Raw genomic sequence first — 26,634 nt, forward strand, 5'->3', positions numbered from 1 at the left:
GATGCGTGGATACTAGCGGTTACGGATAAAATAAAACATGAACCCGCCAAAGATCAGGGCGGCAATAAACATTGTAACGAATACAGCGACGAGCATAGCAATATTTCCTCCCAAGCTTATTTCCTTGGATTAGTATACTTTGTTTATTGGCATTTTTAAAGGGAAAGGAGAGAAAGGACCTTGGATAAGAAGCATAACAATCTATCCCAGCCAGAGTCGGATTGGAACACTCAAAGAAATATAAAGCAAGCCATAAGGCCTCAGGATCATCAAGGCATAAAAATGGTTGAACGAAAATGCCGATTAAACATAAATAAAATCTCTATGCAGCCACTCACACATGGGTGGCTTTCGCTTTTCCAATGGGAAGAAAAGATGTTAGAATAAATGTCGAAAGCCTTGAATATATGGAGGACTATGTCATGAAAAAACTTGGAATTATTTCTTTATTGACAGCATCCCTGCTTCTGTCTTCGAACAGTCAAGCAGCAAGTCTTGATTTTCCTGATGTCCATGGACATTGGGCTTCCGTCTCCATACAATGGGCAATGGAAGCAGACGTAATAAAAGGGTACGATGACGGATGGTTTCGACCAAACGCATTTGTAACTGAAGCCGAATTCCTTTCCATGCTGTTTCGAGCCTTGCCCAATCCAGACCGAAAAGAACTCGACGAACCTAAACACTGGTCTGACAATGTTTATCAGTGGGCAATAGACCTTAAATATCCGATTAAAGGAGAAAAGGCATTTTCTCTTCGCAATCAGCCCATTAAGCGCCAGCAGGTAGCGGAAATCATTGCAGCCGCGAACGGGGATCCTTTCCAGGGCGATGCCGCTGTTTATTATGTCATGGACAGGAAATTGGCCAATGGAAAAATAAAACATGATAATCCGTTAGTCTCATATAAAGGCAATGACCTGCTCACCCGTGCCGAGGCCGTTCAATTTCTATTAAATGCGCTTCAAAATGGACTGAAAGAAACGCAATCGGCAGCTCTCAGAGGAGAAACCTCCACCAAAAAATGGACTGCCCCTCCTGCCATGGAGATTGATCCTACAAAGGATTATAGGGCAACGATCGTCACTAATAAGGGTCAACTCACACTAGAGTTATTTGCAAAGGACGCTCCGAAAACCGTTAATAACTTCGTGTTCCTCGCAAAAGAAGGATTCTATCAAAATGTTCTTTTTCATCGGGTAATCAAAGATTTTATGGTTCAAACCGGAGATCCGAGAGGTACAGGCAGTGGGGGGCCTGGATATAAATTTGCCGATGAGCTTGACTCCTCTGTTCGCTACGAGAAAGGAATCGTTGCCATGGCCAATGCAGGTCCGAATACGAATGGAAGTCAATTTTTCATCTGCAGCGGTCAAGACAGTGAGAGCTTAAACAGCTATCCGATGTATACCATTTTTGGACGCGTGATTGAAGGGGTAAATACACTAGATGCGATATCGAGTGTTAAAGTCAGCGCAAACGGTATGGGAGAACTCAGTTCGCCTGATGAAGAGGTCTTTATTCATAACATTATCGTCTACGAAAAGCGGTAGCTTATTTGAAGAGAAGGAGCTTCCATGAAAATAAATTGGAATGGATGGGTTCATCAATACATTCGAGATCTGGCTTATGAAGTAAAAAAGACGAATAAAGAACTAGACTTGTTCCGTGCAGCCTTGGAGCTTGCCTATGAAGGGATCATTGTTGTCGATCGGGATGGCATCATCCAGACGGCCAACGAAACGTATGCTTCCTTTGTCGGCCAGGATCTTGAAAATATAATAGGGAAACATGTAACCGAAATAGTCGAGAATACGAGGATGCACATAGTTGCTAGGACAGGCAAGGCCGAAATTGCAGACCTGCAATTAATCAACGGCCACCAAATGATTGCCCACCGTCTTCCTGTCATCGTGGATGGCGAAGTCGTGGCTGTTGTAGGAAAGGTCATGTTCCAGGATATTGATGATCTTTTTGCTATGAACTCTAAATTTTCCAAGCTCTATAAAGAACTGGACAACTTCAGGGGTGAAACGACGAAGCGCATGGGCGCCAAGTACTCCTTTGAACAAATCGTGGGACAAAGCAAGGCCTTAGAGCGCGTGAAAGCCCTCGGAAAAAGGGTAGCGAAGAGCGATACGACAGTGCTGCTCCACGGGGAAAGCGGAACAGGCAAAGAACTGTTTGCCCACGCCATTCACCAGGAAAGCTTGCGGGCTAATGGACCTTTTATACGAGTAAACTGTGCAGCTATTCCTGAAGCGCTATTTGAATCCGAGCTGTACGGATATAAGGAAGGGTCATTTACTGGCGCTAAGCGTTCCGGGAAAAAGGGCAAATTTGCTTTAGCCTACAGCGGAACCATTTTCCTCGATGAGATTAGCGAAATGCCGCTCAGTATGCAAGTAAAGCTGCTTCGAGTTCTTCAGGAAAAGGAAATTGAGCCTGTTGGCGCGGAATCACCTGAGCCTATCGATGTTCGAATTATTGCTGCCACGAATAAGAATCTGGAAGATTTGGTAGAGAAGGGGCTGTTTAGGGAAGATTTATTCTATCGCCTTAATGTTCTCATGATAGAAATTCCCCCTCTTCGGGAAAGAGAAGAAGATATTCCTTTATTGATCGACCATTTGTTAAAGCAGCTTCGGGCGGAAACCCGAATTCCAGTGGATGGAATTGAAAAACAAGCAATGGAGCAAATACTGAGTTATCCCTTTCCCGGGAACATCAGGGAACTGAGAAACCTATTGGAGCGCTCCCTTTATGTGAAAGAAGGCCAGGAGATTACCCTTGCTGACTTGCCGCCTAACCTTTTTAAAAAAAGGCGAATGGAGCACCCATTATCCCCTGACCTTTCTCTTCAGGAAACTTTAGAAATGGCTGAAAAAGAAGCAATAGCCGATGCCTTGCATGAAGCTAGAGGAAATAAACTGGCTGCTGCAAAACGACTAGGGATAAGCAAATCAAGTCTTTATGCCAAGTTGGAAAAATACGAGTTAACTGACTAGCAGAGCATCTGTTCCAGATGCTCTTTTCCGCGTTTCCGGAAGTTTTCCTTATATCTGGAATATACAAAGCAATCTTGTTCATAAAGAAAAAGCTATAAGCTATTTCAAAATACTGATAGAACGCGAGTTTCGCAATATTTGTCACGTAGCTACATTCCTTTTGAGTAAATTGGCACACTTCTTGCTTTATATAAATTTTGTAAGCGGTTTTACAAACCAGATTATAAAAAAGGAGAATTTGCTATGTTGAGTATGATCGGTTTAATTGGAGGACTAGGGCTCCTCATCTTCTTAACGATGAGGGGGATGAACCTTCTCGTAGCGGCACCCTTGTGCGCCCTATTTTTGGCCATTCTGAGCGGCATTCCATTGTTTCCGCAGTTAGTCGCTGAGGGAGAAGCAAACTTGGTAGGGAACTATATGTCCGGATTTTCCGGCTTCGTTTCTTCTTGGTTCCTGATGTTTTTGCTGGGTTCCATCTTTGGGAAGGTGATGGAAGACACGGGAGCTGCCGACAGCGTTTCCAAGTGGGTTGTTGAACATTTGGGCATGAAGCAAGCGGTGTTGGCTGTCGTTTTGGCTTGCGCGATTCTCACGTACGGTGGAGTAAGCTTGTTTGTCGTTGCTTTCTCGGTTTATCCTTTGGCGCTAAGCCTATTCAAGCAAGCCGATTTGCCCCGCCGCTTCATTCCGGCAGCCTTGGGGTTTGGGTCAGTCACCTTTACGATGACCTCTGCGGGCTCTCCAGAAATACAAAACTGGATTCCGATCCAACATTTGAATACAAGCCCTTATGCAGGGTGGGAGGTAAGCTTAATTGTAGCTCTCTTCATGATTGGTTTTGGATTCTGGTGGCTGCAAAGAATGATAAAAAAAGCTGTTGCGAATGGAGAACATTTCATCTCAAGAGCTGGAGATCCTGAAGTTGTAGAAAGAGACTTGCCTCATCCGATGAAGGGCCTTATTCCTTTGTTAGTCGTGCTTGTTATTTCATTTATCTATCATGACAGTTTAAAGCAATCCGCACTCATTATTGCTTTACTGGGCGGAATCGTGGCCACTTGGGCATTAAATCGAAAGTATTTGAAAAACGTGTGGGAATCCGCTTCAAATGGTACGCTGGGTGCGCTTATCGCTATTGCCAATACCGCGGCTGTAGTCGGCTTTGGCGGTGTAGCAAAGGTTTCTCCTGCATTTACGGCTGCGGTGGATGCGTTTACACACATTCCGGGAAGCCCATTGATTGGAGCCGCCATTGCCGTGAGCGTTATTGCAGGCATGACTGGATCGGCGTCAGGCGGTCAAGCGATTGCCTTGCCGCTTCTGGCACCGGGCTATCTGGATGCAGGAGTGAATCCGGAAGCCTTGCACCGCGTCGTGGCTATTTCATCAGGAGCCTTGGATTCCTTGCCGCACAACGGGTATGTGGTCACCACCATTCGAGGAATATGCGGGGAGTCCCATAAGGATGCCTATGCCTCGGTTGGTGCGCTTACCGTCATAGTGCCTACGATCGGTGTCGTTATTGCTATCCTATTATTTTCCTTGGGAGTAGGAATCTAGTTTACAATAAGGGAGTAGAGTATGGGAGAGGAGTGTTTTAGAATGGGGAACTTGGTAGAGGGTAAGATTGTATTTATTACAGGTGCTGCAAGCGGAATTGGGCTGGAGATTGCCACCTCATTTTCTCAGGAAGGCGCCAAGGTGGTTATAACTGACATTAATGAAGCCGCTGCCAAAGCCAGTGCGTCAGAGCTTCAGAATCAAGGGCTTCGGGCCATAGGCCTCGGGTGCGATGTGACAGACGAAAAGCAAATTAAGCACGCCATCTTGCACACGATATCCGAGTACGGTCGTTTAGATGTTCTCATTAATAACGCCGGCCTGCAGTATGTCTCGCCGCTGGAGGACTTTCCAACGGAAAAATTCGAGTTGCTTATCAAGGTAATGCTGACTGCCCCGTTTGTTGCCATTAAACATGCGCTGCCGATCATGAAAAAGCAGAATTTCGGGCGTATCCTCAACATGGCTTCCATTAACGGAATGGTTGGGTTTGCCGGAAAAGCGGCCTATAATAGCGCAAAGCACGGGGTGATCGGACTCACAAAAGTAGCGGCTTTAGAGGGTGCTACCCATGGCATTACAGTGAATGCCATTTGCCCGGGATATGTAGATACCCCGCTCGTAAGAAATCAGCTTGCCGATCTCGCCAGTACAAGGAATGTACCGCTTGAGAAGGTATTAGAAGAAGTGATTTATCCGCTCGTCCCCCAGAAAAGATTATTGAAGGTTCAAGAAATTGCTGATTATGCCCTGTTCCTCGCTAGCGATAAAGCGGGAGGGATCACCGGGCAGGCAGTCGTGATTGATGGCGGATATACCGCGCAATAATCACGGGTATAGGGATGGAATTGTACGGGAGTCCACCCCAATCTGGTCATTGATGGGGAATGACTCGGAAAATGATTTATGAAGAATAAACGCAAGAAAGACCAAAGAAGATCAGCAGGAGGTGTCCCGCTGATCTTCAAAGGTTTTGGGTCCTAGTAGAATACTCCAGGACGGCTGATAATCACAAGAAGGATGTAGAGAACTAGGATGAACGCAAGACCTCCGCCTACACCAGCTGCATAGCTCATTAGATCTGCCTCCTTCCAATTGAAGATAGTTTATCTTATGTCCATCATCAGAATTTGGAAGGGCTGTTGTCCCGGTTCGATCAATTATTTTTTTGAAGAAATCGGAAATTGCGAGACGGTTGTGCCAGGGAAATAGAATTGGACTATGTCCTGGTAGGATTTTCCCTGTTGTCCCATCGAATGGGCACCCCATTGGCTCATTCCCACCCCGTGCCCGTAACCTTTTCCTTTCATCGTATAGAAGCCATTATTCAATGTAAGGGAGTCAATAAGATAACTCTTGAATAGATGACCTCCGATCATGGGTCGGATATGGGATAAAGGGACATCGACAAGACTTTCCTTATGAAATAGGATGGTACCATCCAAAAGCCTTTCTAAAAATTCTACCTCAATGGATCCTTTTACGGCCCTTTGAGAGCTCGTACGAATTTCTGACATTTCAAAGTGCGGGATCCCTAGTATCTTTAGGTCCCCCACATACCCCTTTCGATAAAGCCATTTTTTCATAGATGCCGTAACGCCCTTATCTTGTTCTTCTATAGCTTCCCATCCAGCTGGAAAATCCCATGGAATGGCGTTAAGGTCAATTTGGGTCTGATGCACATGAAAATCCCAGGGATGAATCGGATCATAAGGATCCGGTTTAATGGGGTAATAGCGAATCGGATCTCCACCCCATACATGAGCATTGCTTTCCGTAATTCCACCATTGCTCGCAGAATATAAAGCTTCAATTAATCGATTTTTGTAGGTGATCACTTCTCCCTGCGTTTCTTCCACAGCCCTGGTTGTGTTGGGAAACCAAGTATATCCGCCATAAACTTGAAAGCCTATGGTATCGTCCATTTCCTTTTTCATATGAGTTACAGCGTACGTTCTGGCCGCCAAGGATTGAGCCTTCAGCGTTTCAAGTCCCCATGAAGGGAAGACTTCCATCGGCACAACTCCTTTGAGATAATCCTCTAGCGGGAGCTGATTTACCGGCCTGACCCATTGCCCATCCTCGACACGAAACTCCATTGCTCCTAAATACGGTTTTCGATTAAGCCGTATTAAATGGTGAGTATCATACTTCTCGGGGATGAGAATCAGGGGGCTGCCCATTTCCTGCGAGATCCCATTTCCTTCAAGAATGAAGGAATCCCCTTTTACCGATAAAGAATATTTCACTCCTTCCTGCCATGTAACCGTAGGATCCATGGAAATGTAATGTCCTGTTAAGTACAACTCAATGCTGGGGGTATTTCCGAGATAATTGACTAATTTCACTGAGACCATTTCCTGGGCCTCGCCCGAGTGAGGAAACAGAATCAATAGTAGGATGATGATTTTATAGATTAACCGACTTTTCATGTTCGTAATATTCCTGATTTGTCTCTAGAGTATTCTAGCATTATATAGATGATAAAATCTGAATATACTATTTGAGGAGCAGTAGGGCTTAAAGGAAGGAGGGACAAGATGAGGCCACTCCGGATGTACTTTGAATTTTCTCGCAAGGCTTTTCAGCGTTCAGCAGCCTATCGGTTTGATGCTTGGACGCGCTTATTTTCAAACATTATCTTTTTATTTATGTGGGGCTTTATCTGGTATGGGTTATACAGTGGAAAAGAGGCGGTCGGGGGCGTAACGTTTGAGTCCATGCTCAGCTACATCGTGATCAGCCAAATGCTGCAAGGGATACACGGTGCGGGAACACCCTTATGGGAAATCCAGGAGCGAGTGAGAACCGGCGATATTGCGATGGAGATGATGAGGCCCTATGACTACCCAACGCGGACCCTATTTTCCGACTTGGGAAACATCACGTTTCATATGATCACGGCGGTTCTTCCTCTATATGCTGTGTTGTTTCTCATTTTTGATCTTCATATGCCTTCTTCCTTTACTCAATGGAGTCTTTTCTTGTACTCTGCGGTCGTGGGATATCTAATTCGCTACAGTCTCGAATTGACATTTGGCTTGTTTACCTTTTGGTTAATCGAAACGGGTGGCGTAGAGGACATTTTTTATTTCTCTATCTCTTTATTTTCGGGTTCAGTGATTCCCCTATGGTTTTTTCCGGGTTGGCTTGAAGCCGTTGCCCGTTATCTTCCCTTTCAAGGCATTTTCTTTATCCCCAACTCTATCTTTGTTGGCCAAGTACAAGGGAGCCAGCTCTTCGAGGCTCTTTTCATTCAGCTGGTATGGCTTTTCATTTCCTATGCCATCTTGCGTTGGGTATGGGCAAAAGCCGCTACAAAAATTGTCGTGCAGGGGGGGTGAGCAGATTGATCCAATCATGGATGAAAGGAAGCAGAATGTACTTGCATATGGTTGAAGCCAGCATCAGGGCCCAAATCCAGTATCGGTATGCATTCTTCATGAATATTTTAGGGTGGGCTATGAGCTATGCCGGCACAGCCGTTACCATGTGGGTCATGCTTCACTCGTTTCAGTCGATGGAGGGATGGACGCTTTGGGAGCTGATTTTTCTTTTTGCTCTGGCCGTTCTTTCTTGGGGAGTTTGTGTCCTGTTTTTCTTTCATTTCCGAAGTCTGGACCAGTACATACTTAATGGAACATTTGACCGCTTCTTAGTCCGTCCCATACACCCGTTTTTTCATTTCATGGCTATGAAGTTTGATATCGGGGCATTTGGACAATTATTATTTAGCATCGCAGCGGTTTCCATTGCTTACCATCAACTTCGACTGGATTGGACTGTTGCGCAGTGGGGAGTATTTTTGGGAGCTGTAATTGGAGGGACCTTTATCCAGGGAGGGATCTTGGTCTTGATTTCAGCTTTAGCTTTTTGGACCACCCGATCGGAACGATTTTATTGGGTGGTTATGTTTCCTGCAAAAAGCATGATGAATTATCCTTTAACGCTTTATCCTCGCATTCTGCAATGGATCTTCATTTTCGTCTTGCCATTCGCCTTCGTGAATTATCTGCCTGCCCTTCTGCTGCTGGGTAAGGCCCATCCCTTTTTTTCTTCCTACTGGGGTTCATTGAGCGCGATGGTAGGGTTAATCTTCTTTTGGATTTGTTTTCGAATTTGGATGATAGGGCTAGATCGGTATAAGAGCACAGGGTCATAGCATCGCATAAATGGGGGGAGATTGATGAATGTAATAGAGGTGCAGAATCTTTCCAAGCAATATTTTATCGCCAAACGGCAGGAAGGCATGTGGGGAGCCGTTCGCAGCCTTTTTCACAGGGAATATATCGCAAAGACAGCCGTGGAGGATGTCTCCTTTTCTATTCAGCAAGGAGAAATGGTTGGATATATCGGACCGAACGGCGCTGGCAAATCAACGACTATCAAGATGCTCACAGGCATCCTCGTGCCGACAGCAGGGGAGGTTCGTGTCGGGGGATTGATTCCTTATAAAGAAAGACAAAAGAACGCTCGGCAGATCGGCGTCGTTTTTGGCCAGCGTACGCAATTGTGGTGGGATCTGCCAACCATTGAATCTTTTGAGTTATTAAAGCAAGTCTATTACCTATCTGACCAGCAATATCGAAAAAACATGGACATCTTTACGGAAATCCTGGGATTGGATGAGTTCTACCAAACTCCTGTCAGACAGCTTTCCTTGGGTCAGAGGATGAGGGCTGATATTGCCGCTTCGCTTTTGCATAATCCTTCCATCCTTTTTCTTGACGAACCGACCATCGGATTGGATGTCGTAGCCAAGGAACGGATGCGCACGTTCATCCAGGAAATGAACAAGGAGCGCGGCATTACCGTCATCCTGACAACTCACGATATGTCGGATATCGAGAAGCTGTGCAGGAGAATGATTTTGATTGATCAAGGCCGTGTGATGTACGATGGAGGATTGTCCAAAATCAAGGACCACTTCGGAAAGACGCGGATACTTATTGTGGACTTGGAAGAGGACTGCCCTAATCTTCGAATAGAGGGAGCAGATCTGATACGGGAAGAGGGGCCTCGCAAATGGTTTCATTTCAATCGGGAAGAACACACAGCGGCACACATTATCAACAGAGTATCTGAAATAACCGAAATTATCGATCTCTCTTTGGAAGAACCGGAAATTGACTCGATCATTCGCCAGATGTACGAGGAAGGTTTTAAAGAGGAAGGCCTGACATAGTTGAGAAGCTATGACAGGCCTTTTTCCTATGTATGCCCTCTGGAAAGTTAGGAATAATATCCCTGTGCACTTTTCAAATGAAGGGATGGAGGGACATGAATTTGTTAATCCGCTTGGAGTATATAGGGATGATTGAGCAACTGAAGCTAGGTGTCAGGGATTTAGGCAGATCTTAATTTAGTTACTGTACAGAAAGGATACTTATTAATGGATCATGTACTGACAGCCCGATCCTTATTCGGAATGACTATGGCTTTTCACATCATTTTCGCTACACTCGGTGTAGGAATCCCATTGATGGTGCTCTGTGCTGAACTTCTCTTTCAGAAGACGAAAGATCGCGACTATGCAATCATGGCAAACCGGTGGACAAAGGGGTTTGCGGTATTGCTCGGAGTAGCGATCCCTTCGGGAACGATAGCAGGCGTTCAATTATCGTTGCTGTGGCCAGGTTTTATGGAAGTGGTTGGCAAGGTGATGGCCCTGCCTTTTCAAATTGAAATCTATGCGTTTTTTGTCGAAGCTTTATTCATGTCCATCTATGTCTATGCTGCAGATCGCATTTCGCCTATCATGCGCATTGTGAGCGTGACGCTGGTTGCTATGGGCGCAGCTGCCTCCGCCATTCTAATCACCAATGTCCATGCCTTTGAAGGGACACCCACTGGCTTTCGCATTGTAAATGGGGAAATAGTGGATGTGGACCCCTGGGCGGCCTTTTTTAATCCAAGCTTCTTTGTCACTGCCGCGCATGTGACGGTCTCCGCTTTTATGACTGGAGCCTTTGCGATCGCTTCTATATCCGCCTTTAAAATGATGAGAGAAAAAGCACAAAACCAAGTCTACCAATTTCACCGCAAGGCTCTTGTTCTTAGCCTGGCTATTGGTGGTCTTTTCTCACTCCTCACGGCACTTAATGGCCATGAAGGAGCTCAGTTGCTGCACGTTTATCAGCCTGAGAAGTTGGCTGCGGCCGAAGGGCTATTTGAAACCCAGCCTTACGCGCCTTTAGCGATCGGCGGTTTCACTGACCGGGAAACTCAAACAGTGAAGTATGCCCTTCACATCCCTTGGGCTTTGAGTTTTTTGGCTGGTGATCGCTTTGATACAGTGGTAAAGGGATTGAATGACTTTCCTGAAGAGTGGTGGCCGCCTCTATTTGTCCATACACTTTTTAACGCCATGGTCGGTATAGGATCGCTGCTGATCCTATTGTCCATTGTAGGTTTTCTGTGGAACAAGGTTTTAAAGCGAGACGCATTCCCGAGGTGGATGATGTGGTCGTTTGTGGCAGCTGGTCCGCTATCCATTCTGGCCATTGAGTTTGGCTGGATCTTTGCTTGCACAGGAAGACAGCCTTGGGTGATCTACCGGATGATGACGACAGAGGAAGCTGTGACCGGTTCAACCCAGCTGGGGTTGCTTTTCGTCTTGTTTGCCATCATTTACGTGATTTTAGGGCTTTCCGTTGTTCTTGTACTCCTTTATTATTTCCGCCGGCACCCGGTGCGCAAGGAACTGGGGATCCGAGAGGAAACTGCAGGAGGTCGCACTCTATGAGCACTGATGAATTGATTGCCGTATCTGTGCTTTGGGGCTTCGTGTTTATCTATGCGGTAATGGCTACGATGGATTTTGGGGCAGGCTTCTGGTCCATGGTTTATATCAATCGCGAGAAAACCAATGCTACCAATATTTCAAACCGTTACCTTTCTCCGACTTGGAAAGTCACGAACGTATTCATTGTCGGTATTGTCGTTGCTCTAATCAGTTTTTTTCCTGGTGCAACGTTTACTTTAGGAACCGTTCTGCTGGTGCCTGGAAGCCTGATCCTCCTTCTTCTGTCCATTCGAAGCGGATTCCTTGTTTTTTCGCACATTGCAGATGACTATCGAAAGATCCTAACCTATATATCCGGCATCTCCGGTCTTCTTATCCCCGGACTACTCATTGCAGTTCTGCCGATCACTCATGGAGGATACATTGAGACCATTAATGGCGTGGAACAGCTGCAGCTAGGTGTCCTGTTCAGCAGTCCGCAGACCTATGCTTTTATATTCTTTGCCATTAGCAGCACCCTTTTCTTATCCTCCTTATTGTTAGCGGATTACTCGAATGTGGCTGACGAACCCGAAGCCTACGGCGTCTATCGCCGGGACGCCGTTATTCTAGGCCCCATTGTCTTATTTACCACATTCTTGATTATGTTAACGATGGAGGCAGAGGCTGATTGGCTGTACACCAATTTGATGAAGTATTTTCCTTTACTTCTTTCGAGCATCTTTATCTTTCTCATCGGATATTCTGCTCTTTTCATTCCTTCCGGAGTGAGGAAAGGGGTGAAGGGAAGGCCAAGGATTGCTGTTATCGCTGTTGTTACCCAATACCTGCTTGCCAGCTATGCCTACGGGAGGGCCCATTTGCCGTACCTTGTTTATCCCTTAGTGACCATTGAATCCGGATTTACCCATCCAGCCACTTTCCGTGCCGTATTTATTTCCTATATTGTAGGATTTGTCATCCTTTTCCCAGGGTTCATCTACTTTTGGCGGTTGTTTATGAACGATCGGAGGTATATACGCCAGGAATAGAGATGGTCTTCAATAAGAAGATGTTGGTTTTCTAACCGAAATCAGACAAGGTAAAATTTATTAGTATCCATCTAGCAAAAAAGTCCGTATAATCAAGGTAACTAAACGAAAAGAACGTTTAGTGTTGAGAGTGATTCCCCACCAGCTGGTGGGGATTTTTTTCAACTTAACAGCTTATCGATAGTAGGAATATCCGCTGGGGCCCACTCCAGTGTGCGGAGTCTCCCAACAGGCAGCCATTCGATACGCGCATGTTCCTTGGCCTTGGGTATGCCTTCCAGGATTTTGGCTTCATAGGTGACTAAATGAATAATAGCAAAAGGATAATCATGATAAACCTCTTCTACCTGCTCACCCACTTTAACCGTGCAGCCTAATTCCTCTCGGATTTCTCTGATCAAGCTATCCCTTGGTTGTTCGCCGTCTTCTATTTTACCTCCCGGAAACTCCCAATAACCAGGCATGGACATGGCGGGGGAGCGAAGTGCACAAAGAATTTCATTCTTATCGTTCCGGATAACGGCTCCAACAACATGTATTGTTTTCTTCACTAAAAAACTCCTTTCTGTATCACAGTTAATACTATTATGACAAAATCACATAAGTTTTTTCTCGAAAGTGCAAAGTTTTTCAGCTTTCCCTCTTGTTTTCGAACGTTGGTTTGGATAATATGATAGCACGTAACCATTATTTATCTTTGGAGGGAATTTAATGAACAAAACGGAATTAGTTGCGTATGTAGCCGAATCTGCTGAATTAACAAAGAAAGATGCTGCTAAAGTGGTAGACGCTGTGTTCGAAGCCATTGAAAGCAGCTTGAAAAAAGGGGAAAAAGTCCAGTTGATCGGCTTCGGGAATTTCGAGGTTCGAGAGAGAGCGGCTCGTAAAGGGCGCAATCCGCAAACGGGAGAAGAAATTGAGATCGCGGCTTCCAAGATCCCGGCATTCACTGCAGGGAAGCTATTGAAGGAATCCGTTAACGCTTAACCAGCTTACATAAATCAAGCCTTGGTTGGATTATCCGACCAAGGCTTTTTATTTAGGTCCCCCAAATTAATGCGATAGATCCCCAAGTGAGTCCAGCGCCAAATCCAACCAGAATGACTGTGTCTCCGCTTTTCAGCTTTCCTAATCGGAGCTCTTCCTTAATTGCCAAGGGGATGGTGGCTGCACATGTATTCGCGTACTTATCAAGGGTAATGGAGAACTTATCTTTTGTTACACCTAACTTGTTTGCCGCTTCTTCAATAATTCGCGAATTGGCCTGGTGAGGAATAAAGAGATCGATTTCTCCTAGGTTCAATCCAGCTTTCTCTACCACGTGGCTAATCGACTTCGGCATTTGCCTTACGGCAAACTTGTATACTTCCCGGCCGTTCATTTTGAGGTATTCTCTAATATACAATTGGTCCGCTCCGCTTCCATCCGAGCCCAGGTCAAAGGACAATATCCCTTTATCATCCGAAACAGGCCCCATGACGACTGCTCCAGCGCCATCCCCAAATAAGATGGCTGTATTCCGGTCTGTCCAATCTAGTTTCTTCGAAACCTTTTCAGCTCCGATGACGAGAACATTCTTGTATGTACCTGTTTCAATGAATTGTTTCGCGACCACCATCGCGTAAATAAAACCAGCACAGGCCGCGCTTAAGTCCAGAGCCGGAACTTGTCTAGCTTTAATCTTCTCTTGCACGAGGCACCCTACCGACGGGAAGCCTTCGTAATCTGAGGTACCTGTAGCCACTAAGATCAGATCAACTTCTTCAGGGCTTAATCCAGCATGCTCGAGGGCCTCGAGAGAGGCGTTCGCTGCTAAATCGGAAGTATCCATCTCTGCTGAGGCTATGCGGCGTTCTCTAATTCCTGTTCTGGCAATAATCCATTCATTAGTCGTCTCTAATTTTTCTTCGAATTGTTGGTTGGTCATAATATTCTCGGGCAGATAATGTCCAACACCTAATATACCAGCACGTATCATGTATTTAATCAGCTCCAATTTAATATCATTCTTCTGTCAATAAGCTTAAGGGAATGCTAAGCTTACATGGATATGTCAGTTGCTAAGAAATCATGCTAATACCATATTTTATCATAGAATCTGGCTTACATCTAGAAAAGGCTAAAGAAAGTAAAGGATAGAAGAGGAAAGCCGTGTAAAAAAGTAGACTTTTCCTTACACTATAGGTGGATTAAAAGAAAAAAAGCAGGAGGGGCTATGGAAAATTTATCTGACAATCAAAAAGCTTATGCTAAAAACTATTTAGCTAATCAAGCAGAATCTGTTGAGGAAGCTCTTACAGCATCTTCTGCTAATAGGTTAATGATCTGCCATTCTAACAAACTAAAGGATAGTAGGATATAAGTGGCAGTTTTGCTATGGAGTAAATTCTACAAAAGTCATATAATTTCAAGTAGAATTATTTAAGGCATACTACTGAGTGCTCTTATTCAAAGAGTTTACGAGATAGAGATCAATAGGAGGGGATTGAATTGACTCGTTATATTGAACAAGAGGACGGAATCTTCCCATCCGTTTGTCCCCTTGACTGCCCCGACACCTGTGCGCTTCATGTGCATAAAGAGAAGGGGAAAATCATTAAAGTGACCGGCAACCCTGATCATCCAGTTACACAAGGAGCCATCTGCAACAAGGTGCGCCATATGGCGGAGCGGATTTATCATCCTGACCGCCTTACGTATCCTATGAAAAGAATCGGGAAAAAAGGGGAAGGGAAATTTGCTAGAATCGGTTGGGACGAAGCGATTGAAGAAATCAGGAATCAGTTCCAAGGAATAGCAAAGGACTATGGATCAGAAGCGATTCTTCCCTATAGCTTTTACGGAAATATGGGTCTTCTTAATGCTGATGGCATGGATCGTCGTTTTTTTCACCGCCTAGGATCCAGCCAGCTTGACCAAACCATTTGCAGCATTGCAGGCAATGTGGGATTTGGCTATACCATGGGCATTACAGGGGGCACGCAGCCTGAGGAAACCGTCGACTCCAAGCTTATTGTCATTTGGGGGGCAAACGTCGTCAGTACGAACATGCATCAAGTGGTACTTGCTGAAAAAGCCCGAAAAAACGGGGCGAAGGTCATAGTCATTGATGTTCATAAGAATCAGACAGGAAAGTGGGCGGATTGGTTTATTCCCATCCTTCCCGGCACAGATGCAGCCTTGGCGCTAGGGATCATGCATGTCTTATTTGATGAGGCACTGGTTGATGAACCGTTTTTGGCCCAATATACTCATGGCCATGAAGAGCTGCGCGAACACGTCAAATCCTATACGCCAGATCGGGTCGCTCAAATTACAGGCGTACCTAAGTCTGACATCATCAAGCTAAGCCGCATGTATGGTACCGTTTCGCCTAGCTATATCCGCATTGGTAACGGTCTGCAGCATCATGACAATGGGGGCATGGCCGTTCGAAGCATTTCCTGTCTTCCTTCCCTGACAGGGCAGTGGGCCGTGAAGGGAGGGGGGGCGACAAAGAGCAATGGCTGGTATGCCCGAGTGAATCAGCAAGCCTTAGCCCGTCCTGACTTGCGTCCTAATCCACAGGCTCGCGTGATTAATATGAACCTATTGGGAACAGCGCTGTTAGAGCTTCAGGATCCCCCTGTGAAGGCGCTATTTATTTATGGGGCAAATCCGGCGGTCGTTGCTCCCGATGCCAACCGAGTGATGAAGGGGCTCGCGAGAGAGGATTTATTTACCGTTGTGCATGATTTATTTTTGACCGACACGGCGAAATACGCAGATATTGTCCTTCCGGCTACATCATCTTTTGAAAATATGGATTTATACAAATCGTACTGGCATCCTTATATCCAGCTCCAGGAGCCAGTTATAGCCAAGGTAGGAGAGAGCAAATCCAACTTTGAATTATTCCAAATGCTGGCAAAAACGATGGGGTTCTCCGATGAAGAATTCCTTGAAAGCGAAGAGGACCTGGTACAGCAGGCATTGGATCATCCATCCAACCCTTACTTGAAGGGGATCACCTTTGAAGGGTTAAAGGAAAACAGTTGGATGAAATTGAATTTATCAGAAGAAAAGCCGTTTCTTCAAAAACTTCCGACATCAACCGGAAAGATTGAACTCTATTCAGAAGAGATGAAAAAGCAAGGGATGCCGCCTCTGCCGACCTACATTCCGCTTCTGGAAGGCTTTGACGGGGAACACGGTCCTGCGGAGTCGGAGAAGTTTCCGCTGATGCTGATTACACCTCCGAATCATAATTTCTTGAATTCAACCTTTTCCAATGTGGAGAAGCATCAAAAGCTAGAGAAAAAGCCTATTCTGCAGATTCACTCCCAGGATGCGAAACGTCGCGGGATTAGCGATGGAGATGTTGTCCGGGTTTGGAACGAACGGGGATCGTGTGAATTGGCAGCTAAAGTCATCGATCACATGCTTCCGGGAGTTGTCGTAAGCCAGGGGCTTTGGGGGGAGGACCGCGAGAAACCGCAAGCGGTGAATAAGCTGACTCCGAGCCGCATAGCCGATATGGGTGGAGGAGCTACCTTCTTTTCGACGACAGTTGAAGTGATCAAGGAATAAACGAATGTAAGACGCCCTCAACACTCTTATTTAATCGGAGCAGAGGGCGTTTTTATTTGAGGGAGATCGGGATTACTAGAGACCTAAGTCGAGTAAAGATAATTGATCATAACTGGTTTCTTCTAGGTTAGACAATCGAATGCCAAACAGTCGCAGGGGTACCTCATTGAGATAGTCGAGATAAAGTGTAACAGCGGTTTGTTGGAGCAGGTTGGCATCGTGAGTTGCTGCCGGCAAAGTCAGGCTCTTTGTATGTGATCTTTCAGTACGACCGGCTTTATAAACAATGGAAATCGTTCGTGCCTTTTTTCCTTTTTCCTGCAGGCGTTGGGACAATCGTTGAACCATTTGTCTTGCCACATCAAGAATCACGGTCGAATCTGCCGTATCCTCAGTAAAAGTCGTTTCTTTCCCTATCGTTTTATCCCCTTTTTCCCGCTCCTCATCGACAACATCGGAAGAAATGCCATGTGCATACTGGAATAGTAGTTCCCCTCTCTTTCCCAATATGGAACGCAAAATGGAAAGATCTGCCTTGGCTAAATCTCCAATCTTTTGAATCCCATGCTTATTTAGCTTTTCTTCCGTTGCTGTTCCGCATCCATACAGCTGGCTCAGCGGACGGGGATGGTAGTATGTCATAAACTGCTTATATCCCATGTGGACAATTCCCTGGGGCTTTTTCACCTCTGATGCCATCTTAGCTATGATTTTATTGGGGCCAATGCCGATGGAACAAGGAATATGAATTCGCTCCCATAGGGTTTGCTGAATGTAACGGGCAATGACAACCGGATGAGGACTGGTTTCCGAACGTTTCGTCACATCAACATAAGCCTCATCAATCGAGGCGATTTCTGTAGGGCCGATCAGTCGAAGAAAGTCCATTATTTTCGCTGAAATGGAATTATATAGGGCATGGTCTCTTTGTACAAATATAGCGTCAGGACAACATTTGCGAGCCTGATAGACTGATTGCGTTGTGTAGACCCCTTTCCTCTTTGCCTCATAGCTGCATGCAATAACAAGCCCTTTTCGCTTGTCGGTTAAGGATCCTCCTACTATAATTGGCTTATTTCTAAGGGCGGGGCTTACACTTTGATGACAGCTGGCAAAAAAAGCGTTCATGTCCGCCATAAGAATGGTTCGTTTTTCTTCTTTCATGCTGGACCTCTTTTTACCTGAAACTATTTCATTTTCTAGGACTAGTATGACATAATGGGTCTCAAATGTTCAATCTGAGGAGGCTATAGATGTATCTCACGATCAAAGAAACCGCTGAATATCTTGAATTGCCAGAGGAACTCATCCGCCAGTTGGTTTTACAAAAGCGAATTCGGGCACTGTATGATGGCGAGCAGTACCTCATAAATAAAGAGCAGTTTAACCATCATCTGGACCAAATGGAAAAACTGAAAATCCAATGGGAAGAAGAAGCCCAAGAACCGATTCCTGACGATATTGATTATAAGGATGAAGACTAATGGGTATATATCTAAAAAAGGGAAGATCAAGGGCGATTCTATTTTATCCGATGATCTGCATGTGAGCGCTGGTGTTAAACGGTTGCCAGCTTGAACCGGAAGCAGATCAAAAATTTAATAAAAGGGATTTAAACGAGGAGGAACACTTTCATGGATCAATGGCTTGATTTCTCACCCGAGGTAAAAGAGGCAAAGGAAAAGGGTTCGCCTATCGTTGCGCTGGAATCCACGATTATCTCACACGGCATGCCTTACCCCCAGAACGTAGAAACAGCGAAAACTGTAGAGCAGATTATCCGGGAACATGGAGCAGTTCCAGCGACGATCGGGATTAGAGGTGGGAAAGTAAAGATCGGACTAACTGATTCGGAACTCGAATTTTTTGGTACAAGTCAAGAGATTGCCAAAGTAAGCAGAAGAGACTTTCCGTATATCCTTTCCCAAGGGAAGCATGGAGCCACTACAGTAGCCGCGACGATGATCAGTGCCAAATTAGCAGGCATTGAGGTGTTTGTTACAGGGGGAATCGGCGGCGTCCACCGCGAGGCGGAACGAACGATGGATATCTCAGCGGACTTGGCCGAGTTGGCCCAAACCGATGTAGCAGTCGTTTGTGCTGGAGTGAAGTCCATCCTGGACATCGGAAAAACATTGGAATACCTGGAGACCTGGGGAGTACCTGTGGTGGGCTATCAATCCGATGAATTTCCTGCCTTTTATTCGCGCCAAAGCGGATATGGCGTGGACTTTCGAATGGATACCGCGGAAGAGGTGGCCCAATTGATCCGTACGAAGTGGAAGCTGGGATTAAAGGGTGGACTTGTCATTGCCAATCCTGTACCCGAAGCGCATGAGCTCAAGGAAGATGAGATGGAACAAGTGATCCAAAACGCACTGGCTGAAGCAAAAGCCAATCAGATCAAGGGGAAAGCTGTCACTCCATTTCTGTTGGGCAAGATTAAGGAATTAACGGGCGGCTCTAGCCTTATGGCCAATATTGAATTAGTCAAACACAATGCTAGGGTCGGAGCGCAAATCGCGGTAGCGTTGCAAGGGACGAAATAAGGCAGGATGACGAAAAGCTGACAATTAAGGGAATATTCTTCCGCTATTTACCTTGGAAGAGAAAAAATTCAATAATAGAGGAAATTTTTTCCTCTATTTTGCAGAAAAATCGATTTTTAAACCTCTTTGAGGTGATAAAGGAAGAAACTTCCCCTACTTTAGCTTTTTCTATATGATTTTTTGAATTAAGGGAACTTATTTCCCTTATCTCTTCATGTCAGATCGGGATCATTACTGAAAAAGCATCCTCCCCAGCACATGATCTAGTGGAATGCTGCCGATATACCGACTGTCTTTACTATTATTTCGATTGTCGCCCATCACGAAAACATGTCCTTCTGGAACTTGCACACTCTCGGTCGATTCATATTCCATTGGTTCTTTCAAGTAAGGCTCGTCTAGTGCTTCTCCATTGCGATAGACTTGATTATCTTTGAATTCTAATGTATCACCGGGTTTGCCTATAATCCTCTTAATCCAAATATGCCGATCCTCATCCTCCAATCCTTTAGTCAGCAAATGGATAATAAAGTGGTCTTGAAGATCATCTATCAACTGGCGTTCCCGATCTACCCGGCTATCGACAATCACGATGTCCCCATAATCCGGCATTTCCTGCAGGGTATGTCCGACTTTTGAAATAAATACTTTTTGGCTGTCCTGCAGCGTCGGCTCCATGGACACTCCCGAAACTTTAGTCGGTTGAAATATGAATGCATTAATACCAATAGAAAAAACAGCAGCCGCCATGAGGGCCTTGCCCCAGCTTAGCCCTTCTTTTAAGATGTTCATGCCTTCCCTCCCAAGGATAATCATACTATAAATACGAAAGTGGCACACTATTAGTTACATATGAACGGTGACTTTTCCTGAGAGAGAAGGAGGTTCTTTCGGGTGATTGCACGGATCCTTAAAGAGCTATATGTCCAATTTGATAAAGATGACTTATTCGGTTTATCCGCCCAATGTGCCTATTATTTTTTGCTTTCGGTATTTCCCTTTTTGATTTTTACGCTCAGCTTATTGGCTTTTTTGCCGATTAATTCAGAACAGGTCATGCAGGTCATCCATGAGTACATTCCCCAAGGCGTATCCAGGGGAGTGGAAGATCATTTAAGGTCTATTATCGATGTGAAAAGAAAAGGAACGCTGTCCTTCGGGATCTTATTCAGTTTATTCACTGCTTCTGCTGCGATGGATGCAATCGTTAAAGCGGTTAACAAGGCTTATGGATTACCTGATCGAAAAAGCTTTATCCACTCCCGCCTGTTATCGATGATACTGACAGTAGGTATGCTTTTGGTGGTCATTTCCGCTTTGGTTCTCAGTGTCTTCGGTCATTCCATTGGCGATTGGATGCATGCGAAGCTGGCCATTCCAGAGCAAAAGATCAATCTCTGGCATATCCTCCGATGGATCATTAATTTCATCATCGTGACCGTTGTTTTTATCGGGATCTATTACTTTGCGCCCAACACATGCTTGACTTGCAAAGAAGTCCTTCCTGGAGCAGTCCTTGCAGCTATTGGTTGGCAAGTATCATCGCTTGCTTTTTCGTACTACGTGAATAACTGGGGGAACTACAGCGCTACCTACGGCAGCTTAGGAGGCGTTATCGTGTTGCTTCTATGGTTTTACTTGTGCGCCCTTATCATCCTAATCGGCGGGGAAATCAACGCCTTGACCTATGGGTATAGAGAAAGGAAGCGAAGAGTGGGATAATGCCACCGTTTATGATACAATAAGTATTTGTGAGCGTAAATTAACGAGGGAGAAGGATTTATTCATATGATTAGTACGAACGGTATAACGTTGCGTTATGGAAAGCGAGCTCTTTTCGAAGATGTAAATATTAAGTTTACTCCTGGTAATTGCTATGGTTTGATCGGGGCAAACGGTGCAGGGAAATCCACTTTCCTAAAAATTCTATCCGGTGAGATCGAACCGAATAAAGGCGAGGTCATCATCAACCCGGGTGAGCGTTTGGCCGTCCTGAAGCAAAACCATTATGAATTCGATGAATTTGAAGTGCTGAAAACCGTTATCATGGGTCATAAGCGACTATATGACATCATGGAAGAAAAAGAAGCCCTATACGCCAAGGCCGATTTTACGGAAGAAGATGGAATGAAGGCGGCTGAACTTGAAGGGGAGTTTGGTGAACTGAATGGTTGGGAAGCCGAGGCGGAAGCTGCAGGTCTTTTGATGGGCTTAGGGATTTCCAAGGATCTTCATGACAAAAAAATGAAGGACTTAGGCGGAAATGAGAAGGTTCGCGTCTTACTGGCTCAAGCTTTATTTGGTCGACCAAATAACCTTTTGCTGGACGAGCCGACAAACCACTTGGACGCCGAATCGATTGCTTGGCTAGAAAACTTCCTATTAAACATTAGTGATGACACAACCGTTATCGTTGTTTCCCACGATCGTCACTTCCTTAATACCGTATGTACCCATATTGCTGATATTGATTTTGGAAAAATACAAATGTATGTTGGGAACTATGACTTCTGGTATGAGTCCAGTCAATTAGCGTTACAGTTGATGAGAGACCAGAATAAAAAGGTTGATGAAAAACGCAAAGAGCTAGAGAAGTTTATTGCTCGATTCAGCTCCAATGCATCCAAAGCAAAACAGGCTACATCGCGTAAAAAGCAGCTTGAAAAATTAACGCTTGAAGATATTAAGCCTTCATCCAGAAAATATCCTTTTATTAACTTCAAATCGGAAAGAGAAGCAGGAAAGCAAATCTTAACCGTAGACCAGATCTCTAAAGTGATTGAAGGGGAAAAAGTCTTAGACAATATGAGCTTTGTTGTCAATAAAGGGGATAAAATTGCTTTTGTAGGCCCTAATGGAACGGCTAAATCCACTTTATTTAAAGTATTAATGGGCGAATTGGAAGCGGATAGCGGAGAATATACCTGGGGGGTTACAACATCCCAAGCGTACTTCCCTAAGGATAATGCGGAATACTTTGAGGGAGTCGATTTGAACCTTGTGGATTGGTTGCGCCAATACTCCAAAGATCAGGACGAAACGTTCGTCAGAGGCTTCCTCGGCCGTATGCTGTTTTCTGGGGAGGAATCCCTAAAGAAGGCGAGCGTCCTTTCCGGAGGAGAGAAGGTTCGTTGCATGCTTTCCCGCATGATGCTAGTCGGGGCGAATGTCCTTATCCTCGATGAACCGACAAACCACTTGGATCTAGAGTCCATCACATCCCTTAACAACGGGATGATTGATTTTGATGGTACAGCTCTTTTTGTATCCCATGACCATCAGTTTGTTCAAACCGTAGCAAACCGAATTATTGAAATTACACCTAAGGGAATCATTGACAAGATGATGTCTTATGACGAATACTTGGCTAGCCCCGAAGTGCAGAAATTACGAGAAGAAATGTACGCATAACTTAGAAGCAGGGATCTGGTGCAAAGATCCCTGCTTCTGTTTTTATCGTATTACCATCCCACGCGGGAGACAATGACTAGCAGAATGTAAAGCACCAAGATAAAAGCGAAACCTCCGCCTGTATGGCAATAGCCGGCAACCGGAGATACCGGTCCCATTTTTCCTGCCATGACTGGGGCTGCAGGGGGAACATTCTCATAGGCATAAGGTGATACCGGGGCCATATTGGCATAACCAGCATAAGGGGCTGTGGCCGTCGGGGCGACATTCGCATAAGGGTGCATTGGTGATTCCATTTTTTATTACCTCCTTTTTGTGTTCAGGTTATCTTATACGATAAGTTCTGTGGTTGTTTGTACGTCTGCCTATTTGTCTCTAAGTTGGGCGGGCTGGCCGAAAGCCATCATCCTAAAAATAGGTGTTTGTCAAGGCTGTAGCTATCGGGTACAATAATTCTTTGGTAGGTTACAATGGGAAGGATGAAAATCTTGAAAAACATCTCAAGAAATACGATAGAACTTTTAGCTCCCGCTGGCAATTGGGATTGTCTTCGTGCAGCTGTAAGCAATGGCGCTGATGCTGTATTTTTTGGTGTAGGGAAATATAATGCGCGGGTTCGAGCGGATAACTTCCAAATGGAAGAATTGCCCGATATTATGGCTTATTTGCATAAATATGGAGTACGTGGCTATGTTACGTTTAATATTCTGGTGTTTGAAAATGAACTGACTGAAGCGCGCCATCTGGTAGAAGCCTGTATGGAGGCAGGGGTTGATGCGCTAATTGTACAGGACATGGGCCTGATGAAGATGATTAGGGACATGTCTCCGGACTTTCCGATCCACGGCTCCACTCAAATGACAGTGACTTCTCCCGAGGCTGTAGACTTCCTGAAGCCTTATGATATCGAAATCATTGTACTGGGCAGAGAAAATAACTTAAACCAAATCCGTACCATAGCGGATAAGACTGAAACCCCTCTCGAAGTTTTTGTACACGGCGCCCTGTGCGTGTCCTATTCTGGGCAGTGCCTGACATCCGAGATGTGGGGGGGACGCTCAGCAAACCGCGGGGAGTGCGCCCAAGCCTGCCGATTGCCGTATGATTTGATTGTGGACGGGGAGAAAAGGGAAATGGGGAACATTGCTTATGTTCTCTCGCCTAAAGATCTCGCTGCCATTGATCTCGTTCCGGAGCTCATTGAGGCTGGAGTTTCCTCCTTTAAAATAGAAGGCCGCTTGAAATCTCCTGAGTATGTGGCGAATGTTGTGAGCAAGTATCGCAAGGCCATCGAAGAGTATTTGGCCGGCCGGGATTATGCGCCTTCCACAGAAGAAATTCGAGAGCTGCAGCAAAGCTTCAGCCGCGGGTTTACGCACGGTTTTCTAAAGGGAACGAATAACAAAGAATTGTTGGATGGAACCTTCCCTAAAAGCCGGGGAGTTTATTTGGGTACTGTTAAAAAAGTGCTTAAGGATGCGGTTCTTTGCGAGATCGAAGCCCCTCTTAAACGCGGGGATGGCATTGTGTTCGATGCCGGCCGCCCGGAGAAAAAAGAAGAAGGCGGCCGCGTTTATGACCTTCGCCAACGAGGAATAAAGATTGAAGGCGAAGTCCAACAGGGTCTTGTCGAGATTGTTCCCGGCCGCCATGATGTGAACTTAACCAAGGTTCGGGTAGGTGACCGGATTTGGAAAACCAGCGACCAGGAACTAGAGCGGCGCTTGCGCAAAACCTATGAAACGGAACAAGGACACAGGTTGCTGCCATTGGAGATTGCGGCAACCGGGCAAGTAGGTGACTTGCTTGTAAGTGTTTGGCGGGATGTTGAAATGGGAAATAGTGTAACTGTGGTATCTTCCGATTCCATTCAAGAGGCTGTAAAAAGACCCCTTACATTGGAATACCTTCAAGAGCAGTGGGGACGCTTGGGCGGAACCGTTTATGAACTGCGCCGCGTTGAGTTGAATTTAACGGGAAACGGCATCGTGCCGGTGAGCGAGCTCAACCGCATGCGAAGGGAAGCTGTTGAGCGTCTGCTCGAAATGCGTCAAAACCCCCGTCAATATCTCAGGAACATCGAAACTTCAGTTCCAGCTACAACTAAAAGAGCAACAGAACAAAAGCCGGCCCAGTTATATGCTCTTTGCCGAACGATGGAACAGATCGAAGCTGCATGCCAAACGGAAGCTGACTATATTTATGCTGATTTTGAGTTCACGACAGACTATCCCCAAGCGGTCCAAGTGGCTAGACAGTACGGCAAGCCCATTGCCTTGGCCACGCCTCGGATTCATATGCCAGGAGAAAACGGCATCTTGAACGGCATGCTGAAAGCAGAACCAGATGCAATCCTAGTAAGAAGTCTGGGGGCATTGCAGTATTTTAGCCAGATGAATCTCTCCATTCCTTTATTTGGGGATTTCTCTCTAAACATTGCTAACAGTAAAGCCGTTGAGCTATTTTTAAATCATGGGCTGGATCGGGTAACCCCTTCATATGATTTAAATATCCAGCAAATGATAGACTTGCTTCAAGGCACAGCGGATCCAGGGAAGATGGAAATTGTGATTCACCAGCATCTGCCGATGTTCCATACGGAACACTGCGTTTATTGCACTTTCTTAAGCGAGGGTACAGATTTTACCAATTGCGGGCGTCCTTGTGAAACCCATCGGGTTTCCCTGCAGGATCGGATCGGCATGCTTCACCCTGTAAGAGTGGACATCGGCTGCCGCAACACCGTCTATAACGCTATTGAGCAGTCGGGAGCGGAATATTTGCCGCAGTTTCTTCAACTGGGCATACGCCATTATCGTATAGAATTCTTGGAAGAAAATGCAGCGAAAGTACAGGAAGTCATCAGCTTGTACCGTCAAGCCATCGAAGGCAAGCGAACTGGAACCAGTGTATGGAGGTCTCTAAAAGCGACAAACCAGCTTGGAGTTACCCGAGGGCAATTAGTAAAGCAGTAGTAGAGGTCTAGGGGCGGCCTAGGCGATAACGGGAGATTCTCCGGTTATTTCATATTTTTTAATAAAAAAGGAAAATAAGCGGACTTCCTCCTGTTAAGTCTCGTAGGAACAACAATTTTTCTTATATCTAACATAAAAAGCCGGATTTTCACCGGCTTTTTTCTATTTTGCCCACCTCACATCCCAATCTTCAACCATAGTAGATCCTCTTTAATCTCCATCTGCTTAATAGAACCCCTTTTTATGCTTCGTATAAGGTCCAATTGATTTAAGTCTAAATAAATGTGCCTATCCTGATAGTGAAGATAGGGAGGGCGGTTGAAGATTTGCTGGTTAACTGTCTCATTCAAGATAGGGGTCATTTCCTGGATTAGAAAGGCAACCGTTCTGCCATGGACTTTTGCTGGCTGCAAAACAAGAGAAAAAGGGATTTTGATCATCCATTTCCTTGCCTCTCCTTGTATGTACAGCAAGGAGTTATGGATGGTGACTTTCAGCTTTTGAACATTTTCGATCTGAGCCTGCACCAGAGCCGCTTGTATCATCTTCGCCGTCAGGGGAACAGGGATATAGGCATGACCCAATGTTTTGCCGGCACTTTCTTTTAGTTTTCGAAATTCCGGGTGGCGGACAATGCGATCCAGCTTTTTTCTTAACCGATAGACAAAGTAGTGATCCATAACCTTCTCCCATCTTATCTTTCTTATGTTATACATATGCATCACCCGCTTGCCTGCACCCTAAACCAGGTGTCCGGTTCACAACAAGAAAACTTGGCTCGCG

The 26,634-nt window shown here is 45.4% G+C and carries 25 protein-coding genes; 17 read left to right on the forward strand and 8 right to left on the reverse strand.

Translation table 11 applies throughout. The features are described 5' to 3' along the window. Window positions 1-422: 422 nt before the first annotated feature. The 4 genes from ABLT31_RS07455 (at window position 423) to ABLT31_RS07470 (ending at window position 5,399) form a co-directional block, all read left to right on the forward strand. Window positions 423-1,553 (forward strand): peptidylprolyl isomerase, encoded by a 1,131-nt coding sequence (locus ABLT31_RS07455; RefSeq protein WP_367750291.1) that lies wholly within the window; start codon window positions 423-425, stop codon window positions 1,551-1,553. A gap of 24 nt (window positions 1,554-1,577) precedes the next feature. Beyond that, entirely contained in the window at window positions 1,578-3,008 is a 1,431-nt protein-coding gene (locus tag ABLT31_RS07460; RefSeq protein ID WP_367750293.1) for a sigma-54 interaction domain-containing protein, read from the forward strand. Window positions 3,009-3,251: 243 nt separating this feature from the next. Beyond that, window positions 3,252-4,571, forward strand: a complete 1,320-nt coding sequence (locus ABLT31_RS07465) for a GntP family permease (RefSeq protein ID WP_367750295.1) — start codon at window positions 3,252-3,254, stop codon at window positions 4,569-4,571. A gap of 42 nt (window positions 4,572-4,613) precedes the next feature. After that, complete coding sequence (locus ABLT31_RS07470; RefSeq protein ID WP_462976476.1) at window positions 4,614-5,399, forward strand: 3-hydroxybutyrate dehydrogenase; 786 nt, start codon at window positions 4,614-4,616, stop codon at window positions 5,397-5,399. A 152-nt stretch (window positions 5,400-5,551) separates the two neighbouring features. Here the strand turns inward: ABLT31_RS07470 and ABLT31_RS07475 are convergent, their stop codons facing one another. Next, on the reverse strand, window positions 5,552-5,647 hold the full coding sequence (locus ABLT31_RS07475; RefSeq protein WP_367750297.1) for a sporulation protein YjcZ: 96 nt from the start codon (window positions 5,645-5,647) through the stop codon (window positions 5,552-5,554). 84 nt (window positions 5,648-5,731) lie between these two features. Beyond that, a complete protein-coding gene (locus ABLT31_RS07480) occupies window positions 5,732-7,003 on the reverse strand; it encodes a SpoIID/LytB domain-containing protein (protein ID WP_367750299.1) in 1,272 nt (423 codons plus the stop codon). A 108-nt stretch (window positions 7,004-7,111) separates the two neighbouring features. Between ABLT31_RS07480 and ABLT31_RS07485 the strand changes: the two genes are divergently transcribed. The 5 genes from ABLT31_RS07485 (at window position 7,112) to ABLT31_RS07505 (ending at window position 12,347) form a co-directional block, all read left to right on the forward strand. Beyond that, entirely contained in the window at window positions 7,112-7,915 is an 804-nt protein-coding gene (locus tag ABLT31_RS07485) for an ABC transporter permease (RefSeq protein ID WP_367750301.1), read from the forward strand. A 5-nt stretch (window positions 7,916-7,920) separates the two neighbouring features. Further along, entirely contained in the window at window positions 7,921-8,733 is an 813-nt protein-coding gene (locus ABLT31_RS07490) for an ABC transporter permease (RefSeq protein ID WP_367750303.1), read from the forward strand. A gap of 24 nt (window positions 8,734-8,757) precedes the next feature. Beyond that, window positions 8,758-9,756, forward strand: coding sequence for an ABC transporter ATP-binding protein (locus tag ABLT31_RS07495; RefSeq protein ID WP_367750305.1), 999 nt, complete (start codon window positions 8,758-8,760; stop codon window positions 9,754-9,756). A gap of 207 nt (window positions 9,757-9,963) precedes the next feature. After that, window positions 9,964-11,316, forward strand: coding sequence for a cytochrome ubiquinol oxidase subunit I (locus ABLT31_RS07500; protein WP_367750307.1), 1,353 nt, complete (start codon window positions 9,964-9,966; stop codon window positions 11,314-11,316). Further along, the gene (locus ABLT31_RS07505; protein ID WP_367750309.1) at window positions 11,313-12,347 is read left to right on the forward strand and encodes a cytochrome d ubiquinol oxidase subunit II; all 1,035 of its coding nucleotides are present in this window, start codon (window positions 11,313-11,315) and stop codon (window positions 12,345-12,347) included. The genes ABLT31_RS07500 and ABLT31_RS07505 overlap by 4 nt, the downstream gene beginning before the upstream one ends. A gap of 161 nt (window positions 12,348-12,508) precedes the next feature. On the opposite strand, the gene ABLT31_RS07510 is transcribed toward ABLT31_RS07505, so the two are convergent. After that, the gene (locus tag ABLT31_RS07510) at window positions 12,509-12,898 is read right to left on the reverse strand and encodes a (deoxy)nucleoside triphosphate pyrophosphohydrolase (RefSeq protein ID WP_367750311.1); all 390 of its coding nucleotides are present in this window, start codon (window positions 12,896-12,898) and stop codon (window positions 12,509-12,511) included. 160 nt (window positions 12,899-13,058) lie between these two features. Between ABLT31_RS07510 and ABLT31_RS07515 the strand changes: the two genes are divergently transcribed. After that, the gene (locus ABLT31_RS07515; RefSeq protein WP_367750313.1) at window positions 13,059-13,334 is read left to right on the forward strand and encodes an HU family DNA-binding protein; all 276 of its coding nucleotides are present in this window, start codon (window positions 13,059-13,061) and stop codon (window positions 13,332-13,334) included. A gap of 52 nt (window positions 13,335-13,386) precedes the next feature. On the opposite strand, the gene ABLT31_RS07520 is transcribed toward ABLT31_RS07515, so the two are convergent. After that, complete coding sequence (locus ABLT31_RS07520) at window positions 13,387-14,322, reverse strand: beta-ketoacyl-ACP synthase III (RefSeq protein ID WP_367751341.1); 936 nt, start codon at window positions 14,320-14,322, stop codon at window positions 13,387-13,389. A gap of 240 nt (window positions 14,323-14,562) precedes the next feature. On the opposite strand from ABLT31_RS07520, the gene ABLT31_RS07525 reads away from it, so the two are divergent. After that, the gene (locus ABLT31_RS07525; protein WP_367750315.1) at window positions 14,563-14,709 is read left to right on the forward strand and encodes a hypothetical protein; all 147 of its coding nucleotides are present in this window, start codon (window positions 14,563-14,565) and stop codon (window positions 14,707-14,709) included. A gap of 128 nt (window positions 14,710-14,837) precedes the next feature. Beyond that, on the forward strand, window positions 14,838-16,916 hold the full coding sequence (locus ABLT31_RS07530; protein ID WP_367750317.1) for a molybdopterin-containing oxidoreductase family protein: 2,079 nt from the start codon (window positions 14,838-14,840) through the stop codon (window positions 16,914-16,916). A gap of 75 nt (window positions 16,917-16,991) precedes the next feature. On the opposite strand, the gene ABLT31_RS07535 is transcribed toward ABLT31_RS07530, so the two are convergent. Further along, entirely contained in the window at window positions 16,992-18,080 is a 1,089-nt protein-coding gene (locus ABLT31_RS07535; RefSeq protein WP_367750319.1) for a Y-family DNA polymerase, read from the reverse strand. An 89-nt stretch (window positions 18,081-18,169) separates the two neighbouring features. Here ABLT31_RS07535 and ABLT31_RS07540 point away from each other — a divergent pair, with 89 nt between their 5' ends. Together ABLT31_RS07540 and ABLT31_RS07545 are read left to right on the forward strand one after the other, a co-directional pair. Next, window positions 18,170-18,400 carry an excisionase family DNA-binding protein gene (locus ABLT31_RS07540; RefSeq protein ID WP_367750321.1) on the forward strand — a complete coding sequence of 77 codons (231 nt, stop codon included), beginning with the start codon at window positions 18,170-18,172 and terminating at the stop codon, window positions 18,398-18,400. A 150-nt stretch (window positions 18,401-18,550) separates the two neighbouring features. After that, complete coding sequence (locus tag ABLT31_RS07545; protein ID WP_367750324.1) at window positions 18,551-19,465, forward strand: pseudouridine-5'-phosphate glycosidase; 915 nt, start codon at window positions 18,551-18,553, stop codon at window positions 19,463-19,465. Between the two features lie 231 nt (window positions 19,466-19,696). Here the strand turns inward: ABLT31_RS07545 and lepB are convergent, their stop codons facing one another. Then, window positions 19,697-20,257: a signal peptidase I gene (gene lepB / locus ABLT31_RS07550; protein ID WP_367750326.1), complete on the reverse strand. Its 561-nt coding sequence runs from the start codon at window positions 20,255-20,257 to the stop codon at window positions 19,697-19,699. A gap of 102 nt (window positions 20,258-20,359) precedes the next feature. On the opposite strand from lepB, the gene ABLT31_RS07555 reads away from it, so the two are divergent. Together ABLT31_RS07555 and ABLT31_RS07560 are read left to right on the forward strand one after the other, a co-directional pair. Then, window positions 20,360-21,187 carry a YihY/virulence factor BrkB family protein gene (locus tag ABLT31_RS07555; RefSeq protein WP_367750328.1) on the forward strand — a complete coding sequence of 276 codons (828 nt, stop codon included), beginning with the start codon at window positions 20,360-20,362 and terminating at the stop codon, window positions 21,185-21,187. 66 nt (window positions 21,188-21,253) lie between these two features. Continuing rightward, window positions 21,254-22,876, forward strand: a complete 1,623-nt coding sequence (locus ABLT31_RS07560; protein WP_367750330.1) for an ABC-F family ATP-binding cassette domain-containing protein — start codon at window positions 21,254-21,256, stop codon at window positions 22,874-22,876. Between the two features lie 50 nt (window positions 22,877-22,926). Here the strand turns inward: ABLT31_RS07560 and ABLT31_RS07565 are convergent, their stop codons facing one another. Then, window positions 22,927-23,172: a YjcZ family sporulation protein gene (locus ABLT31_RS07565; RefSeq protein WP_367750332.1), complete on the reverse strand. Its 246-nt coding sequence runs from the start codon at window positions 23,170-23,172 to the stop codon at window positions 22,927-22,929. A 183-nt stretch (window positions 23,173-23,355) separates the two neighbouring features. Here ABLT31_RS07565 and ABLT31_RS07570 point away from each other — a divergent pair, with 183 nt between their 5' ends. Further along, entirely contained in the window at window positions 23,356-25,851 is a 2,496-nt protein-coding gene (locus ABLT31_RS07570) for a U32 family peptidase (protein ID WP_367750334.1), read from the forward strand. Window positions 25,852-26,027: 176 nt separating this feature from the next. Here ABLT31_RS07570 and ABLT31_RS07575 read toward each other — a convergent pair whose 3' ends face one another. Beyond that, entirely contained in the window at window positions 26,028-26,531 is a 504-nt protein-coding gene (locus ABLT31_RS07575; RefSeq protein ID WP_367750336.1) for a hypothetical protein, read from the reverse strand. Between the last annotated feature and the right edge of the window lie 103 nt (window positions 26,532-26,634).

This window comes from Ammoniphilus soli (assembly GCF_040813775.1).

What these genes read in the sequence shown, in the direction of transcription:
- ABLT31_RS07575 (WP_367750336.1), bottom strand. Translation starts at nt 26,531, where the DNA reads ATGGATCACTACTTTGTCTATCGGTTAAGAAAAAAGCTGGATCGCATT.
- ABLT31_RS07500 (WP_367750307.1), top strand. Translation starts at nt 9,964, where the DNA reads ATGGATCATGTACTGACAGCCCGATCCTTATTCGGAATGACTATGGCT.
- ABLT31_RS07460 (WP_367750293.1), top strand. Translation starts at nt 1,578, where the DNA reads ATGAAAATAAATTGGAATGGATGGGTTCATCAATACATTCGAGATCTG.
- lepB (WP_367750326.1), bottom strand. Translation starts at nt 20,257, where the DNA reads ATGAACATCTTAAAAGAAGGGCTAAGCTGGGGCAAGGCCCTCATGGCG.
- ABLT31_RS07565 (WP_367750332.1), bottom strand. Translation starts at nt 23,172, where the DNA reads ATGGAATCACCAATGCACCCTTATGCGAATGTCGCCCCGACGGCCACA.
- ABLT31_RS07470 (WP_462976476.1), top strand. Translation starts at nt 4,614, where the DNA reads ATGGGGAACTTGGTAGAGGGTAAGATTGTATTTATTACAGGTGCTGCA.
- ABLT31_RS07535 (WP_367750319.1), bottom strand. Translation starts at nt 18,080, where the DNA reads ATGAAAGAAGAAAAACGAACCATTCTTATGGCGGACATGAACGCTTTT.
- ABLT31_RS07485 (WP_367750301.1), top strand. Translation starts at nt 7,112, where the DNA reads ATGAGGCCACTCCGGATGTACTTTGAATTTTCTCGCAAGGCTTTTCAG.
- ABLT31_RS07515 (WP_367750313.1), top strand. Translation starts at nt 13,059, where the DNA reads ATGAACAAAACGGAATTAGTTGCGTATGTAGCCGAATCTGCTGAATTA.
- ABLT31_RS07480 (WP_367750299.1), bottom strand. Translation starts at nt 7,003, where the DNA reads ATGAAAAGTCGGTTAATCTATAAAATCATCATCCTACTATTGATTCTG.
- ABLT31_RS07570 (WP_367750334.1), top strand. Translation starts at nt 23,356, where the DNA reads ATGAAAATCTTGAAAAACATCTCAAGAAATACGATAGAACTTTTAGCT.
- ABLT31_RS07495 (WP_367750305.1), top strand. Translation starts at nt 8,758, where the DNA reads ATGAATGTAATAGAGGTGCAGAATCTTTCCAAGCAATATTTTATCGCC.
- ABLT31_RS07465 (WP_367750295.1), top strand. Translation starts at nt 3,252, where the DNA reads ATGTTGAGTATGATCGGTTTAATTGGAGGACTAGGGCTCCTCATCTTC.
- ABLT31_RS07540 (WP_367750321.1), top strand. Translation starts at nt 18,170, where the DNA reads ATGTATCTCACGATCAAAGAAACCGCTGAATATCTTGAATTGCCAGAG.
- ABLT31_RS07475 (WP_367750297.1), bottom strand. Translation starts at nt 5,647, where the DNA reads ATGAGCTATGCAGCTGGTGTAGGCGGAGGTCTTGCGTTCATCCTAGTT.
- ABLT31_RS07505 (WP_367750309.1), top strand. Translation starts at nt 11,313, where the DNA reads ATGAGCACTGATGAATTGATTGCCGTATCTGTGCTTTGGGGCTTCGTG.
- ABLT31_RS07455 (WP_367750291.1), top strand. Translation starts at nt 423, where the DNA reads ATGAAAAAACTTGGAATTATTTCTTTATTGACAGCATCCCTGCTTCTG.
- ABLT31_RS07545 (WP_367750324.1), top strand. Translation starts at nt 18,551, where the DNA reads ATGGATCAATGGCTTGATTTCTCACCCGAGGTAAAAGAGGCAAAGGAA.
- ABLT31_RS07525 (WP_367750315.1), top strand. Translation starts at nt 14,563, where the DNA reads ATGGAAAATTTATCTGACAATCAAAAAGCTTATGCTAAAAACTATTTA.
- ABLT31_RS07560 (WP_367750330.1), top strand. Translation starts at nt 21,254, where the DNA reads ATGATTAGTACGAACGGTATAACGTTGCGTTATGGAAAGCGAGCTCTT.